The organism is Pantoea sp. SJZ147 (assembly GCF_007828605.1).
Lineage (GTDB): Bacteria > Pseudomonadota > Gammaproteobacteria > Enterobacterales > Enterobacteriaceae > Pantoea > Pantoea allii.
In genome coordinates, this window is record NZ_VIVB01000005.1 from 221,952 (window position 1) to 236,959 (window position 15,008).

Below are 15,008 nucleotides of genomic sequence, written 5' to 3' on the forward strand. Positions count from 1 at the left end.
CCAGCACATTGGATAAAATCGCTACGGGATGTTTAAAATTAAACCGAACGCACAATTATGTTTTAAAAAGCGTTGACTCAAAATCAACTATCCCTATAATGCGACTCCACACAGCGGGGGTGATTAGCTCAGTTGGTAGAGCATCTCCCTTACAAGGAGGGGGTCGGCGGTTCGAACCCGTCATCACCCACCACTCTTAACAAGGTTTAAGATGGCCCGCAGTGTGCAAGAGATAAGATATGGGTGATTAGCTCAGTTGGTAGAGCATCTCCCTTACAAGGAGGGGGTCGGCGGTTCGAACCCGTCATCACCCACCATATCTTAGTCAGATGACACTCTTGTGAAGCAGTACCGAAGTGGGTGATTAGCTCAGTTGGTAGAGCATCTCCCTTACAAGGAGGGGGTCGGCGGTTCGAACCCGTCATCACCCACCACTTCGGGTCGTTAGCTCAGTTGGTAGAGCAGTTGACTTTTAATCAATTGGTCGCAGGTTCGAATCCTGCACGACCCACCAATGTTGAAAGGCGCCCTAAAGGCGCCTTTTTGCTATGCGTAAAACGTGCGGGATGAGAACCTGCTGCAGGTTCGACTGAATCGCAAAGCGGTTCAGGCTGATGCGCCAGCATCACCCGAAGGGCGAGGCCCGGACGGGAGAAACCCTGCCCAACATCCCTCTCCACATAAAGCCCTGGCGGCCCTTTTTCTTTTATGTGCTCAGATGACAGTCGGGTCCATCTTACCTGCTCGTCACCGCTTCTCTTCCCTGCCCGCCTTAACCTCACGTAAGAATGTAAGAATCTTTTCACATATTTAACACTCAGAGACATTAAGCTTTTCCTGTTAACGTCCGATAACCTAAAACGTCTAATTGTAAGGAGAGCCTCATGACAACTATATTAACCAGCACACCGAGTATCGGAAGCGGCAGTTCATCAGACACGGTCAATTCAAGTGATACCGCATCACAAATCGCCAGCCTGAATAAGCAGATTTCTCGTCTCAACGATCAACTGAAAAGTTTGGGCGACGATAAGACGATGACCACAGAGGAGAAAAAGAAGCAGCAAGATACGATTAAGGCACAAATCCAGGTTTTAGAAGCGCAAATCCAGCAGTTACAACGCAAAGAGCAACAGAAAGCTGAAGCAAAGCAGGCGCAAAAAGAAGGTAATACTGCCCCTGCAGATGGTGTTAATCGCCCTACGCAAAACAACCAACTTGACGTTTATATTTAAAACGCAGGTCTGGATTCGCGTTGTTGCGTCAGCAATCTTGCCTGCTGACGCACTTCCTGCCATGTCGCTTCGGCCGCTGGCGTTAAAGAGCGATTTTTACGCTTAATTAACGTCAGGGTGCGATTGATCTCAGGATAGAGGCGCCGTACCGTCAGTGCGCGCCCCACCGGTAGCGGTAATGCCAGAGCCGGTAAAATGCTGATCCCGATGCCCGCATCGACCATGGGAAAAAGCGTAGCGGGATGGCCGATTTCCTGGATCACGTGAATATTCACGTTCTGCTGGCGTAAAGCCGCATCAATTAATACCCGGCTGCCTGAAGCGTAATCCTGCAGCACCATCGTCCTGCCGTCCAACATAGACCACTGCGCCTGTGCTACCTCGGCAAGCGGATCGTCTTCCCGGCACAACAGCAGAAAAGGTTCGTCCAGAATCGCACAGCAGTCAAAATCCGTGTCATTAAGCGGGCCGATGACGATCCCAAAATCGACTTCAGCATTGCGTACACTTTCTAACACCCACTGCTGAACGCGATCGTGCAAAATGATCTTAATATCAGGATAGCTATGCTGGCTGGCGGCAAGACATTGCGGCATCAGGTGCGCAGAAATGGTCTGGCTGGCCGCGATTCTCACCGTCCCACTGCGCTGTTCGCCGTAGCTGCGAATATCAAGCAGCGTCGTATTCATCTCTTCCAGCAGCCTTTCCATGCGCGATGCCAGCTGCTGTCCGGCCTCGGTCAGGACTACTTCGCGCGTCGTACGGTCCAGCAGGCGAACGCCGATTTCATTTTCCAACTCTTTTATACTGTGGCTCACCGCTGACTGGCTCAGGCCAATAGCCTGCCCGGCCTGGCTAAAGCCGCCATAGTGGGCAACGGCAACAAAGGTGCGTAGCTGACGCAAAGAGTAATTCATCGATTTCTCACATAGATTAATCTAATAAATTAATTTTATTTCTAAACCCGCATCACGCACAATCCTCTCAGACTTAATTTAACCGGATTGTAACGATGGGATTTTTACGTATAGACCCAATGATGATAAAGCTTATCATCACCGTGTTGTTGGCCTCTTTTATTCCTGCCAGAGGCGGCTTCGTTGACGTTTTCCAGTACCTCACTACCGCCGCGATTGCCCTGCTTTTCTTTATGCATGGTGCCAAGCTATCGCGGGAAAAAATCATTGCCGGTAGCAGCCACTGGCGTCTCCATCTCTGGATTATGTGCAGTACGTTTGTGATGTTCCCGGCTATCGGCATGCTAATCGTCTGGTGGCATCCGGTGAACGTTGGCGCAGAGATTTATACCGGCTTCCTGTATCTGTGTATCTTACCTGCCACCGTGCAGTCAGCGATTGCCTTTACCTCGATGGCCGGCGGGAACGTTGCCGCCGCGGTATGTAGCGCATCGGCATCCAGCCTGTTGGGCGTATTTATCTCCCCGCTGCTGGTGAATCTGGTCATGGACGTCAACAGTAACGGGCCGGGCGATGGTCTGGAGCAGGTGGGAAAAATCATGCTGCAGCTGTTGGTGCCTTTTGTTCTGGGCCATCTGTCGCGTCGCTGGATTAGCGGCTGGGTGGAAAGACATCGTGGTCTGATTGGGATTACCGATCAAACCTCCATTCTGTTAGTCGTTTATTCCGCCTTCAGTGAAGCCGTGGTCAACGGCATCTGGAAACGCGTGGGCGTTGATACGCTGCTGTGGATTTTGGCGGGATGCGTACTGCTGCTGACGATCGTACTGCTGATTAACTACTTTGCCTCTCGTCTGTTCGGCTTCAGCCGCCCGGATGAGATCGTTGTTCTGTTCTGTGGTTCTAAAAAGAGCCTGGCAAACGGCGTGCCCATGGCGAACATTCTGTTCCCCGCCAGTGCGGTCGGCATCATCGTTTTGCCCTTGATGATCTTTCATCAGGTTCAGTTAATGGTGTGTTCGTTTATAGCCGGGCGCTATAAGAAAACCAACGACATGCAGGCTAAAAAAGTAAAAGCCGCGGCGGTGGAATCGCAGAAGTAACCCAAACGCTGCCTCGTTGGCTTGATACCCACGAGGCAGCGTGCTTATTCACTGCGCTTTAAGGGCTTCACCAGCCCTTCCAGCCCTTCAATTTTAATGGTCAGCGTCAGCTGCATCAGCTCACCTAAACGCCCTGACGGAAAATCACCACTGCGGGCAAACCACAGCAAATAGGGTTCAGGCAAATCAATCAGCATCCGGCCTTTATATTTGCCAAAGGGCATGGCTGTATTGGCTATCTCAACCAGATACTGTTTGTCCATTTCAGGCCCCCAATAACCGAATCATTTCAGCCTCATCAATCACCTCAATGCCCAGCTCCTGCGCTTTCACCAGCTTAGAACCGGCAGCTTCGCCAGCGATAAGCAAATCGGTTTTCCTGGATACACTCCCGCTCACTTTCGCGCCGAGTTCGGTGAGACGGGCCTTGGCATCGTCCCGGTTCATCTGTGACAGCGAACCTGTGAGCACCACGGTTTTGCCTGCAAATGGACTGTCAATCTCTTCGGCTTTCACCACCACCACTTGCGGCCAGTGAATGCCAATATCCTCAACCAACTGACGGATGACTTCCCGATTGCTCTCTTCTTCCATAAAGTTGCGGACATGCTTAGCGACGACGGTGCCGACATCCTGCACCGCAATCAACGCATCAAGATCGGCGTCCATCACCTTCTGCAACTCACCAAAGTGGTTGGCCAGATTAGCCGCCGTGGCTTCTCCGACTTCACGAATCCCCAGTGCATACAGGAAGCGCGCCAGCGTGGTGGATTTGGCCTTCTCTAACGCATCGACCACATTCTGCGCTGATTTCGCGCCCATGCGATCCAGACCGGTCAGGGTTTCACGGGTTAAACGGAACAGATCCGCTGGCGTTTTGACATACTCTTTTTCCACCAGTTGATCGATGATCTTATCGCCCATGCCATCCACATCCATGGCACGGCGCGACACAAAATGCTTCAACGCTTCTTTGCGCTGCGCGCCACAGATCAACCCACCGGTACAACGCGTCACGGCTTCGCCTTCGATGCGCTCCACATCTGACCCGCAGACCGGACAGTGGGCAGGAAACACGATTTCACGGGCATCCTCAGGACGTTCGCTGGCGATGACATTCACCACCTGAGGGATAACGTCACCGGCACGGCGAATAACCACCTTATCGCCGATACGCAGATCAAGCCGTTCAATCTCGTCCGCATTATGCAAGGTGGCATTGCTGACCATGACGCCTGCCACCTGCACCGGCTCCAGTCGGGCGACAGGCGTAATCGCCCCTGTACGGCCGACCTGGAATTCGACATCACGCACCACGGTCATCTGCTCCTGAGCGGGGAACTTGAAGGCCACCGCCCAACGCGGCGCGCGGGCCACAAAGCCCAGTTTTTCCTGCAAATCCTGAGAATCGACTTTGATCACCACGCCATCAATATCAAACCCCAGCGCTGTACGCTGGGCTTCAACGTCGTGATAAAACGCCAGAGCTTCATCGGCATTATGAGCCAGACGAATACGATCGCTGACGGGCAAACCCCAGGCTTTAAACTGTTGCAGACGCGCCATGTGGCTGCGCGGCATCTCGCCGCCTTCCAGCAGACCTAACCCGTAGCAAAAGAAGGTCAGTGGTCGTTTCGCGGTGATTCGCGGATCAAGCTGGCGCAGGGAACCCGCTGCCGCATTGCGCGGATTGGCAAACACTTTGCCCTCGGTACGGCGCGCTTCAGCGTTCAGCTTTTCGAAACCGCGTTGGGTCATAAAGACTTCACCGCGCACTTCGACGCGGGCGGGAATATTCTCGCCTTTGAGCCGCAGCGGAATGGCACGAATCGTCCGCACATTGGTGGTGATATTCTCGCCGGTCGTTCCGTCTCCGCGTGTGGCGGCACGGGTTAACAGTCCATCTTCATACAAGAGGCTGACGGCCAGGCCATCCAGTTTGAGTTCGCAGCAGTAAACCAGATCGTCGCTGCTTTTTAGTCGATCCTGAACGCGTTTGTTGAACGCTCTAAAGCTGGCTTCATCAAAAGCATTATCCAGTGACAGCATGGGAACTTCATGACGTACCTGCTCAAACACCATCAGCGGAGCAGCACCCACGCGTTGCGTCGGTGAATCCGGGGTAATCAGATCGGGATATTGTTCTTCAAGCTCACGCAGTTCACGCATCAAACGGTCGTATTCCGCATCGGGAACGTCCGGCGCATCCATTACGTGATAAAGGTATTCATGATGGCGCAGCGTAGTGCGCAGTTCGGTGATGTGTTCCTGGACGGATTTCATATAACCCCATCAGATAAAAAACCCCCGACAGGCGGGGGTTTATCATAACAAATTGAAAAAGTGCGGATCAGTCTCTGGATTCAACCACATCGCGGATACGCGCTTTGTAGGTTTCCAGTTTCTGCGGCGTCATCATGCGGCGCTCGTCATCAAGTACCACGCCACCGACATCGTCCGCGATGCGCTGTGCCGACTGCAGCATCAGTTTGAAATTCTGATTCGCATCACCATACGACGGCACCATCATGAAAATGGACACGCCAGGCGTAGTGAAGTCGGTCATTTCGTCTGGATTAAATGAGCCGGGTTTGACCATGTTAGCCAGGCTAAACAGCACCGGGCCACTTCCGGCCGGACTGAGATGGCGATGGAAGATGTTCATTTCGCCATACTGGAAGCCGGCCTGCAAAATGCCCTGTAACAGCGCTTCACCATTAAGTTGACCACCAGAATGGGCAGCAACATGCAAAACCAACACGGCCTCTTTCGGTTTGCTGCTGGTCGCCGGTCGGGACTCGGGCTGCTTAGGCTGCGGCGGGCTAACCACTTCAGGCTCAGGCTCAGGTGCCGCCTGGTACACCGGATTAGGCTGCACCGCATCCAGCGGGTCGGCATCCAGCAGAGGGTCCGCCTGTACCGGAGGCGCGGCAACAAAGGTAGGCTGCTGGCGCGCGGGCGCGGGCCGTTGCTGGGGCGTAGGTTCAGACGTTGGCGCTGGGGCAAAAAGCGGATCGCTGTCAGGCCCGGCGGTGGATGACTGACGCGCGCGCGCTGCTGTGACAGGCTCGTCCGGCTGCACGCGAGTGTCGTCGAAATGAGGCTCCCGGTGTTCGCGCGCGTGGCGCACACGAACTTCACCGACGCCTTCTGCTACGTCATCGGTCAGGGTCTCATCATCATGTTCATCACGTTGTTTCAAACGTTTGTGCGGGCGATCGCGGAACACTGAAGAGCGCTCTTTACGGCTGGTCCACAGTCCGTGAATAAGAAGCGCTATAATGGCGATCGCGCCAACAACGATTAATATCAGACGCAAATCCTGCATCATTGTATTCTCTGTTGTTCCAATACCTTGCCACCGCGGCAAACTTTATTCTCTAACTGTATTTGCCCTGCCAGATAAGTGCAAGTCTGTGCAGTATTTTCTCACAAATAAGATAGACCACCCACGCTTTTTCGCTGTTTTTTTACCCAAACGGCACCTGGCCAGCAGAAAAAGCCAGGTTATAGTGGGCGCGCCTTAACATCTTCAGGAGAATGGGCTCTATGGCTGTAAAAAATTCGGTATCCTCATTTAACGGTGTGCACTACTTCAGCCAGGGCTGGAAGCTGGTCAGATTACCCGGCATCAGGCGCTTTGTGATCATCCCTTTACTGGTCAATATCGTTCTGCTGGGCGGCGCTTTCGTGTGGCTTTTTTACCAGCTGGATACGTGGATACCACAGTTAATGTCCCATGTGCCAGACTGGCTGCAGTGGCTGAGCTATTTGCTGTGGCCGCTGTCTGTGATTTCCGTCGTGCTGGTGTTCAGCTACTTCTTTTCCACTATAGCCAATCTGATTGCTGCCCCCTTTTGTGGCCTGCTGGCAGAACAACTGGAAGCGCGCCTGACCGGCAAACCGCTCCCCGACAGCGGCTGGGTCGGCATGCTCAAAGATATACCGCGTATCATGAAACGTGAATTACAGAAGCTGGGCTACTACCTGCCCCGCGCGCTTGGCTTACTGCTGCTCTACTTTATTCCGGGCTTTGGGCAAACTGTCACGCCGGTGCTGTGGTTTATGTTCAGCGCATGGATGCTGTCCATTCAATACTGCGACTATCCTTTCGATAACCATAAGGTAGGTTTTCAGCAGATGCGCCATGCCTTGCGTCAGCACAAGACGGCGAATATGCAGTTTGGGGCGCTGGTCAGCCTGTTTACCATGATTCCTGTGGTTAACCTTGCCATCATGCCGGTGGCGGTTTGTGGCGCAACGGCGATGTGGGTCGATCGCTATCGCACGCGCCTTGCCCGCGCAAACCCAGGCTAAACTCATCAGCCAGCCTTATGCGATTTTTTGCAGGTCTTATTGCCATGAGACATATAGATATATGATTTCTTTCCTTCCGCCAGAAAGAAGAACAGGTATGCTCTGAGGGTTCCCAATAATTCATACAGTTAAGGACAGGCTATGAGCAAGATTTATGAAGACAACTCTTTAACAATTGGTCATACGCCGCTGGTTCGACTGAACCGCATCGGTAACGGCCGCATCCTTGTCAAGGTTGAGTCCCGTAACCCAAGCTTTAGTGTGAAATGCCGTATCGGTGCCAATATGATTTGGGACGCAGAAAAGCGCGGTATTCTTAAGCCCGGCATTGAGCTGGTTGAGCCGACCAGTGGTAACACCGGGATTGCCCTGGCGTACGTGGCTGCCGCACGCGGTTATAAGCTGACGCTGACCATGCCGGACACCATGTCCGTTGAGCGTCGAAAACTGCTGAAAGCATTGGGTGCGAACCTGGTGCTGACCGAAGGCGCAAAAGGCATGAAAGGCGCAATCGGCAAAGCTGAAGAGATTGTTGCCAGCAATCCGGATAAATTCTTGCTGCTGCAGCAGTTCAGCAACCCGGCTAACCCGGAAATTCATGAAAAGACCACCGGTCCGGAAATCTGGGAAGACACCGATGGTGAAGTGGATGTGTTTATTGCCGGTGTCGGCACCGGTGGCACCCTGACAGGTGTGAGCCGCTACATCAAAAACACCAAGGGTAAAAAATCGTTGATCACGGTGGCGGTCGAGCCAACCGATTCTCCCGTGATTGCTCAGGCAATGGCAGGCGAAGAGCTGAAACCTGGCCCACACAAAATTCAGGGCATCGGGGCCGGCTTTATTCCGGGCAACCTGGATCTGGCGCTGATTGACCTGGCTGTCGCGATCACCAACGAAGAAGCTATCTCTACGGCACGTCGTCTGATGGAAGAAGAAGGTATTCTGGCAGGTATTTCCTCTGGCGCTGCCGTCGCCGCCGCGCTGAAGCTGCAGGAAGACGAAACCTATGCCGACAAGAATATTGTGGTTATTCTCCCCTCTTCTGGTGAGCGCTATCTGAGTACTGCCCTGTTTGCCGATCTCTTTACCGAGAAAGAACTGCAGTAAGCGGGAACGCTTTCGGATAAATGCTTAAAAAGCACCCAGATGGGTGCTTTTTTGTGGCGTAGATCTCACTTTTACCATGCGGCAGATTGATTTCAGTAACGTGGCTCTGGTATTTAGACTGCCAATTATTTCGAAGCCTGAAATTAATCCTCCTTTGAAGTGGATCAAGCTGAGTCAATATTCAGATTTAGTGAAAGGGCGAATCACGGCATAATTACCCGGTGACGTGCTCAAAACGCTTTTTGACACTCAGCGGGAAAGAAAGACTCATTCAAGCGCATTTGTCAGACAGTAAGATGTATACCCGCGCACCTACACAGGCTAAAGTTACGGCTCCAGGCTAGACTTTAGATCCATAACACTAATCCTGAAAAAGTTGGGGAAATAGAATGTTCCAGCAAGAAGTTACCATTACCGCACCAAACGGACTGCATACTCGCCCTGCTGCGCAATTTGTCAAAGAAGCTAAAGCCTTCCAGTCAGAAATCACTGTCACCTCCAATGGTAAATCTGCCAGCGCGAAAAGCCTGTTCAAGCTGCAGACTTTGGGTCTGACCCAGGGCACCGTTGTCACACTTTCTGCGGAAGGTGAAGATGAGCAAAAAGCCGTAGAGCATTTGGTTAAGCTGATGGCGGAACTGGAGTAATCTCCTTTCTGCACCGCTTTAAAACGACTCTTCTGCGCCATTGCGTGCAACATCTTGATCGCGGACAAACTGTCCGCGTTATTGCTTTCGTAGAGTACGTGTCCCACGACTATGGCAATGCAACGAGTCCAGTCAGCCATCGTGATAAAAAGGTAAGGTTATGATTTCAGGCATTTTAGCATCACCAGGTATCGCTTTCGGCAAAGCTCTGCTGCTGAAAGAAGACGAGATCGTCATCAACCGCAAAAAGATTTCAGATGATCAGGTTGAGCAGGAAATTCAGCGTTTTCTTCAGGGCCGTGGCAAAGCGGCTGAGCAGCTGGAAGCCATTCGCATTAAAGCCAGCGAAACCCTGGGTGAAGAAAAAGCAGCGATCTTCGAAGGCCACATCATGTTGCTGGAAGACGAAGAGCTGGAGCAGGAAATCACCGACCTGATCAAAAAAGATCACGCTACTGCCGATGCCGCTGTGAACTCAGTGATTGACGCCCAGGCTAAAGCCCTGGAAGAGCTGGACGATGAATACCTGAAAGAGCGCGCGGCGGACGTGCGCGACATCGGCAAACGCCTGCTACAAAATATTTTAGGTCTGCACATTGTCGACCTGAGCGCAATCCAGGACGAATCTATTCTGGTGGCAAAAGATTTAACGCCGTCAGAAACCGCACAGCTGAACCTGAAAAAGGTGCTGGGCTTTATTACCGATTTGGGCGGTCGGACTTCGCACACGTCAATCATGGCTCGCTCGTTAGAGATCCCGGCAATCGTCGGTACCGGTAACGTGACTGCCACGATCAAGAACGGCGATTTCATTATTCTGGATGGCGTGAACAATGCGATTCACATCAACCCGTCTGAAGCGGTTCAGGAAGAGCTGAAAGCCGTTCAGCATCAGTATCATTCAGAAAAACATGAACTGGCCAAGCTGAAAGACCTGCCGGCGGTGACGCTGGATGGTCATCAGGTCGAAGTCTGCGCCAATATCGGAACCGTGCGTGATATCGCCGGTGCCGAGCGTAACGGCGCTGAAGGTGTAGGTCTGTACCGCACCGAGTTCCTGTTTATGGATCGCGATTCGCTGCCTACCGAAGAAGAGCAGTTCCAGGCCTATAAAGCCGTTGCTGAAGCAATGGGATCGCAGGCCGTTATCGTGCGTACCATGGACATCGGCGGTGACAAAGACCTGCCTTACATGAACCTGCCAAAAGAAGAGAACCCGTTCCTTGGCTGGCGTGCTATCCGTATCGCGATGGATCGTAAAGAGATCCTGCATGCTCAGCTGCGCGCCATTCTGCGAGCCTCCTCCTTCGGTAAGCTGCGTATCATGTTCCCGATGATTATTTCGGTCGAAGAAGTACGCAGTCTGAAAGCGGAACTGGAGCTGCTTAAAGGGCAGTTACGCGAAGAAGGCAAAGCGTTTGATGAGTCAATCGAAGTCGGCATTATGGTTGAAACCCCCGCTTCTGCCGTGATTGCCCGCCACCTGGCTAAAGAAGTCGACTTCTTTAGCATTGGGACAAACGATTTGACGCAGTATACTCTTGCAGTAGATCGTGGTAATGATTTGATTTCGCACCTGTATAACCCAATGACACCATCAGTATTGAACCTCATCAAGCAAGTTATTGATGCGTCTCATGCTGAAGGTAAATGGACTGGCATGTGTGGTGAGCTGGCAGGTGACGAACGTGCTACACTACTGTTACTGGGAATGGGGCTGGACGAATTCAGCATGAGTGCCATTTCTATCCCTGGCATCAAGAAAATTATTCGTAATACACATTTCGAAGATGCGAAGGCGTTGGCAGAGCAGGCACTGGCTCAACCTACGGCGGAAGACTTGATGAACCTGGTTAACAAGTTCATTAAAGAAAAAACGCTCTGCTGATCCACGAGATGCTGGCCCCAAATTACTGCTTAGGAGAAGATCATGGGTTTGTTTTCTAAACTTTTTGGCGAAAAAACAGATAGCGCTGGGACAATTGATATCGTAGCGCCTCTGTCAGGCGAAATCGTGAACATTGAAGACGTACCAGATGTGGTGTTTGCAGAAAAAATCGTGGGTGACGGTATTGCGATCAAACCCAGCGGCAACAAAATGGTTGCACCGGTTGACGGTACTATCGGCAAGATTTTTGAAACCAATCACGCCTTTTCAATTGAATCAGATAATGGCATCGAGCTTTTCGTTCATTTCGGTATTGATACCGTTGAGCTGAAAGGTGAAGGCTTTAAACGTATCGCTGAAGAAGGTCAGAAGGTTAAAAAAGGCGACGTGGTTATCGAGTTCGATCTGGCGCTGCTGGAAGAGAAAGCAAAATCAACGTTAACACCGGTTGTCATTTCCAACATGGATGAGATCAAAGAGCTGACTAAGCTTTCTGGTCAGGTCATCGTGGGTGAAACGCCGGTGATTCGTATTAAGAAGTAATCCGCACTAAGATGTAAAAAGAAAAACGGCACCCTCAAAGGTGCCGTTTTTTTATGGCCTGTGACAACATTAATGCGGCTGCCAACGCGGTAAACGCAGGGTCAACTCAAGACCGCCTTCTGGCCGGTTAACGGCGCGGACTTCGCCATGATGCGCCAGAACCACCTTACGCACGATAGCGAGCCCCAGCCCATAACCTTTCCCCATCAGGGGTGAATTCACCCGCACAAAAGGGTCGAAAATACTGGAGAGCTTGGTTTCATCCACGCCAGGCCCCTGATCGCGCACGTGAATGGCCAGCCACTGAGATTCCACCTTCAGGCTCACCTCAATCCGCTGCCCCGGAAGCGAGAAGCGCAACGCATTGCGCAACACATTCTCAATGCCACGACGACACAGTTCAGCATTGCCGCGCACGGTATGATCGGCCTGACCGTCAACGTCAAACGTCACCTCAACACCGGGAATCTGCGCTTCATAACGCAGATCTGTCACGACCGCCTCTAACAATCCCGCCAGATCAAAATAGTGATCACCCGGCATACTTTCATGCTCCGCACGCGCCAGGGTCAACAGCTCGCCGATCATCTTATCGAGCCGTTGTGCCTCTTCGTCAATGCGATCCAGCGAAGCATTCACGTTTTCCGGCCGTTGCCGTGCCAGGCCGGTTGCCAGTTGCAGGCGGGCAAGCGGGGAACGCAGTTCATGGGAGATATCATGAAGCAGAGCTTCACGCGCCTTCACCAGCGTATCCAGCCGCTCCACCATGGCATCAAAGGCCTGTGCCACGCTGGACAGCTCATCGTGACGTTTACGCAACGCCGGGTAAAGCCGGACACGCAAATCACCATTTGCCACCCGTGAAAATCCTTCACGCAGCTGTCGCATCGGCCGGGTCAGGTTCCAGGCGAGAAGCAAACTGAACAGCAGCCCCACCGAGCCAGCAAAGATAAACATCGGCTCGGGAATATTCAGGAAACTGTGCGGCCGCCCTTCCCGACTCCGTTCACGCATGCCTCTGAGATCGTACAGGAGCTCATAATCCTTGCCATCGGCTCCTTGCACCTGGCGCACCAACTGGTCGGGAAATAGTGATTTGTCGGGTGTTTCGGAAACGGAGGGGATTGCGGTGGCGTCAGACTGAAGATCATCAACGGGATTGATGCTGAGAAATTGCCGTTCTTCAGGCGTCCATTCCGCTGTCATTACCGCAAGTGCGGCGGGCCCTTCACGTTCCAACACAGATGACGCTGACGCCATTATCACGTCAGCCAGACGCTGTGTTACCAGGAGTTCAGGTGGATGGTGTCGGGTACCGGAAAGCGAAAACCCCAACCAGATAAGCTGGCTGATAATGACAAACACCAGCCAGAAGCCCAGCAGGATCTTCCAGAACATGCGTCCGCGATAGCTGTGATTCATCGAATGCGATAGCCAATGCTGCGGACGGTTTCAATCGTAATGCTCTCCGCCGTCAGCGCACTGAGTTTCTGACGGATGTTGCTGATGTGCACGTCCACGCTACGATCGTAAGCCTCACGCGGTCGTCCCAGCCCTTTTTCTGACAGTTCGTCTTTGGTGACGACACGGTCGGGTGAGCGCAACAGCAAATCGAGCAGGTTAAATTCTGAGGCGGTCAGGTCAAAGGTTTTGCCACGCCATTCCGTAATGCGCCTGGCCGAATTGAGGGTTAACTCGCCCCATTGCAGTGTCTCTTTCTTGTCCTGCGGCGGCGCAAGCTCCTCAACGCGGCGCAGTACGGCGCGCAAACGCGCAACCAGCTCACGGGGATAACAGGGCTTGGGCATATAGTCATCAGCGCCCATCTCCAGCCCGATGACCCGGTCAATGTTATCGCCTTTGGCGGTCAGCATAATTACCGGTAAGCGGCTTTGCTGACGCACCTGGCGCAGCACATCGGTGCCGCTCATATCGGGCAGCATGATATCCAGGATCATGGCGCTAAACTCACCGGACAGCGCCCCCTGAACCCCGGCCGTGCCGGTTAAAACCAGTTGCGTGTCAAAGCCTTCCGTAATCAGATATTGGCTTAACATCGTGCCTAACTCTACGTCGTCATCTACCAGCAAGATTTTCATTGTTATCTCTCATGTGTAACTGGCGCTATTTTGACCCGAGTCAGCGCAATGCGCAGCCGGTTTTACGCGATCCTTACAGATGCGATTAAGCATAGTGCGAACCCAGGCAAATAAAAAAGGCTTATGCCCCCGGCGGATAGCACAAGCCTTTCTTAACGCGTCGATATTGACGACACGCTACTGATAGATGCCGGTCGAAAGATAGCGATCGCCACGGTCACAGACGATGGCCACCACCACGCTTCCCGGCCAGGCTTTGGCAATGCGCAACGCCCCGGCAACCGAGCCACCGGAGCTGACGCCACAGAAAATGCCCTCACGACGCGCCAGCGCGCGCATGGTTTCTTCGGCTTCCTGCTGGCCCATATCAATAATCTCATCCACCAACTCAGGACGATAAATGCCCGGCATATAGGCCTGTGGCCAGCGGCGGATGCCGGGAATACTGCTGCCTTCGGTCGGCTGCAGGCCAATCACTTTGACGCCGGTATGATGATCTTTTAAAAACCGACCTACGCCGGTAATCGTGCCGGTGGTGCCCATGCTGGAAACAAAGTGGGTCATCCGCTGTTTCGACTGCTGCCACAGCTCCGGCCCGGTGGTTTGGTAGTGGCCAAGTGGATTGTCGGGATTATTAAACTGATCCAGTACGGTGCCTTCACCCCGAGCAGCCATCTCCTGGGCCCGATCGCGGGCGCCTTCCATTCCCTGTTCACGGCTGACCAGCACCAGCTCGGCACCATAGGCACGCATCGCATCCTGCCGCTCCTGGCTCATGTTATCCGGCATCAGCAGTCGTAGCTTATAACCTTTCATTGCCGCAATCATCGCCAGCGCAATACCGGTGTTGCCGCTGGTGGCTTCAATCAGCCGATCGCCTGGAGTAATGTCACCGCGCCGCTCCGCCTGATGAATCATCGACCAGGCGGCGCGATCTTTCACTGAACCGGCGGGATTATTCCCTTCCAGTTTAAGCCAGACCTCACTGCCGTTGTCAGGCGTCAGGCGTTGCAACCTGATGAGCGGCGTATTACCGATGGTGTCTTCCAGAGTGGTCACGGTGCATTTCCTGGCAAAACGCTATCCGCCATCGTTCAGGCTTCAGCCTGAATCATTGCGGTATAACGGTCATTAAAAAGGCGGGACACT

14 protein-coding genes, 4 tRNA genes and 1 other RNA gene are annotated in these 15,008 nt (G+C 53.0%); 12 read left to right on the forward strand and 7 right to left on the reverse strand.

Going from position 1 to position 15,008, the window contains the following annotated elements:
* Positions 1-117 precede the first annotated feature (117 nt).
* The 6 genes from FBY13_RS09645 to FBY13_RS09670 all read left to right on the forward strand — a co-directional run bounded on the left by FBY13_RS09645 (position 118) and on the right by FBY13_RS09670 (position 1,235).
* Positions 118-193, forward strand: a tRNA-Val gene (locus FBY13_RS09645).
* 48 nt (positions 194-241) lie between these two features.
* A tRNA-Val gene (locus tag FBY13_RS09650) sits at positions 242-317 on the forward strand.
* Positions 318-358: 41 nt separating this feature from the next.
* Positions 359-434 (forward strand) — tRNA-Val (locus FBY13_RS09655).
* Positions 435-438: 4 nt separating this feature from the next.
* Positions 439-514 (forward strand) — tRNA-Lys (locus FBY13_RS09660).
* 31 nt (positions 515-545) lie between these two features.
* Positions 546-674: non-coding RNA, RtT sRNA (locus FBY13_RS09665), on the forward strand.
* Positions 675-884: 210 nt separating this feature from the next.
* Positions 885-1,235 carry a FlxA-like family protein gene (locus FBY13_RS09670; RefSeq protein WP_096012872.1) on the forward strand — a complete coding sequence of 117 codons (351 nt, stop codon included), beginning with the start codon at positions 885-887 and terminating at the stop codon, positions 1,233-1,235.
* Here FBY13_RS09670 and FBY13_RS09675 read toward each other — a convergent pair.
* Complete coding sequence (locus FBY13_RS09675; protein ID WP_145394042.1) at positions 1,232-2,152, reverse strand: LysR family transcriptional regulator; 921 nt, start codon at positions 2,150-2,152, stop codon at positions 1,232-1,234. The genes FBY13_RS09670 and FBY13_RS09675 overlap by 4 nt on opposite strands.
* A gap of 95 nt (positions 2,153-2,247) precedes the next feature.
* Here FBY13_RS09675 and FBY13_RS09680 point away from each other — a divergent pair, with 95 nt between their 5' ends.
* The gene (locus FBY13_RS09680; RefSeq protein WP_063880461.1) at positions 2,248-3,255 is read left to right on the forward strand and encodes a bile acid:sodium symporter family protein; all 1,008 of its coding nucleotides are present in this window, start codon (positions 2,248-2,250) and stop codon (positions 3,253-3,255) included.
* 44 nt (positions 3,256-3,299) lie between these two features.
* On the opposite strand, the gene FBY13_RS09685 is transcribed toward FBY13_RS09680, so the two are convergent.
* The 3 genes from FBY13_RS09685 to zipA all read right to left on the reverse strand — a co-directional run bounded on the left by FBY13_RS09685 (position 3,300) and on the right by zipA (position 6,586).
* Complete coding sequence (locus FBY13_RS09685; protein WP_145394043.1) at positions 3,300-3,518, reverse strand: DUF3820 family protein; 219 nt, start codon at positions 3,516-3,518, stop codon at positions 3,300-3,302.
* Between the two features lies 1 nt (position 3,519).
* A complete protein-coding gene (ligA, locus tag FBY13_RS09690) occupies positions 3,520-5,538 on the reverse strand; it encodes an NAD-dependent DNA ligase LigA (RefSeq protein WP_145394044.1) in 2,019 nt (672 codons plus the stop codon).
* Between the two features lie 67 nt (positions 5,539-5,605).
* Positions 5,606-6,586 (reverse strand): cell division protein ZipA, encoded by a 981-nt coding sequence (gene zipA / locus FBY13_RS09695; protein ID WP_145394045.1) that lies wholly within the window; start codon positions 6,584-6,586, stop codon positions 5,606-5,608.
* 218 nt (positions 6,587-6,804) lie between these two features.
* Between zipA and cysZ the strand changes: the two genes are divergently transcribed.
* The 5 genes from cysZ (at position 6,805) to crr (ending at position 11,760) form a co-directional block, all read left to right on the forward strand.
* Positions 6,805-7,572, forward strand: a complete 768-nt coding sequence (gene cysZ, locus FBY13_RS09700) for a sulfate transporter CysZ (RefSeq protein WP_145394046.1) — start codon at positions 6,805-6,807, stop codon at positions 7,570-7,572.
* 141 nt (positions 7,573-7,713) lie between these two features.
* The gene (gene cysK / locus FBY13_RS09705) at positions 7,714-8,682 is read left to right on the forward strand and encodes a cysteine synthase A (protein ID WP_145394047.1); all 969 of its coding nucleotides are present in this window, start codon (positions 7,714-7,716) and stop codon (positions 8,680-8,682) included.
* A 389-nt stretch (positions 8,683-9,071) separates the two neighbouring features.
* Positions 9,072-9,329 (forward strand): phosphocarrier protein Hpr, encoded by a 258-nt coding sequence (gene ptsH, locus FBY13_RS09710; RefSeq protein WP_003848868.1) that lies wholly within the window; start codon positions 9,072-9,074, stop codon positions 9,327-9,329.
* 160 nt (positions 9,330-9,489) lie between these two features.
* On the forward strand, positions 9,490-11,217 hold the full coding sequence (gene ptsI, locus FBY13_RS09715) for a phosphoenolpyruvate-protein phosphotransferase PtsI (protein ID WP_145394048.1): 1,728 nt from the start codon (positions 9,490-9,492) through the stop codon (positions 11,215-11,217).
* A gap of 42 nt (positions 11,218-11,259) precedes the next feature.
* A complete protein-coding gene (gene crr / locus FBY13_RS09720; protein ID WP_063880468.1) occupies positions 11,260-11,760 on the forward strand; it encodes a PTS glucose transporter subunit IIA in 501 nt (166 codons plus the stop codon).
* A gap of 69 nt (positions 11,761-11,829) precedes the next feature.
* Here crr and FBY13_RS09725 read toward each other — a convergent pair whose 3' ends face one another.
* The 3 genes from FBY13_RS09725 to cysM form a co-directional block, all read right to left on the reverse strand.
* Positions 11,830-13,182, reverse strand: a complete 1,353-nt coding sequence (locus FBY13_RS09725) for an ATP-binding protein (RefSeq protein WP_096012868.1) — start codon at positions 13,180-13,182, stop codon at positions 11,830-11,832.
* Positions 13,179-13,859 carry a response regulator transcription factor gene (locus FBY13_RS09730; RefSeq protein ID WP_063880470.1) on the reverse strand — a complete coding sequence of 227 codons (681 nt, stop codon included), beginning with the start codon at positions 13,857-13,859 and terminating at the stop codon, positions 13,179-13,181. Before FBY13_RS09730 ends, FBY13_RS09725 begins: the two co-directional genes overlap by 4 nt.
* 177 nt (positions 13,860-14,036) lie before the next feature.
* Entirely contained in the window at positions 14,037-14,918 is an 882-nt protein-coding gene (gene cysM, locus FBY13_RS09735) for a cysteine synthase CysM (protein WP_063880471.1), read from the reverse strand.
* Positions 14,919-15,008: the final 90 nt, after the last annotated feature.